Below are 759 nucleotides of genomic sequence, written 5' to 3'. Positions count from 1 at the left end.
GAGGATAAGATGGAAGTGCACAATAGAAGCCAAAATGCAATAAATATCTTCATAACCACCTTCACTTATTTTAGAGCGCGTTCCATAGGCCCAATCATATGCAAATGAATTCCCCCAACAAGAGGTATTGCCCCAATTAAAGCATCGCCCAAAGTTGGATTTACAGGTATCTGGGTGCCGACAGCATTCGGCAGTGGAGTTAGAGCCTGTATACCAGTAAGGGGATCTCCCCTCATATGGTAGTTGGTCACCTTATCAGCATGGGGCCCAATATTATCTTCATGAAGTCCCGCAGCGTTAAAGGTAATTGTATAGATGTCCTTCTTTGAACCGGCATAGGCTGCAAGGCCTCCTCCCAGGGAGGAGCCTGTCAACACCATATTGGACGAATCAAGATCTGCTTCCTCCAAATCATTAACGAGTTTAAGAACATCATCATATTGCCCCTCAGTACTCCCCGATAAGGCCTGTTTGGTAGCGGCACTCACATCCTCAGGCGAGAATGGATTTGCCCCCTCAATGGATAAAACATAGTCTCCATCTTCGCCCTGGAATAGCCGGGCGTTAAAACCAGTCTCATCATTGCTGAAAACAGCTTTTGGAAACTGATCTGTTACATCTTTTCCATGATCGCCAGAGCCTGAAACACGAAAAACTCTAGCATAGCCAGCTAATACTGTAGGGTCCTCTTCCAAAAGCCCCGCCGGGTCGACATACTTCACGGGGTTGTTGCTCACATAGGCATACCAGTTAAGAGCC

At 46.8% G+C, this 759-nt stretch carries 1 protein-coding gene; it reads right to left on the bottom strand.

Going from position 1 to position 759, the window contains the following annotated elements:
• Nucleotides 1-65: 65 nt before the first annotated feature.
• The coding region (locus tag S1OALGB6SA_RS10460; protein ID WP_230204541.1) for a Tle-like phospholipase domain-containing protein at nt 66-759 on the bottom strand (694 nt) is incomplete at its 5' end.

Source organism: Olavius algarvensis spirochete endosymbiont (assembly GCA_900608495.1).
Taxonomy (GTDB): domain Bacteria; phylum Spirochaetota; class Spirochaetia; order DSM-2461; family DSM-2461; genus UBA2779.
This window is presented reverse-complemented; position numbering and strand designations above follow the sequence as displayed.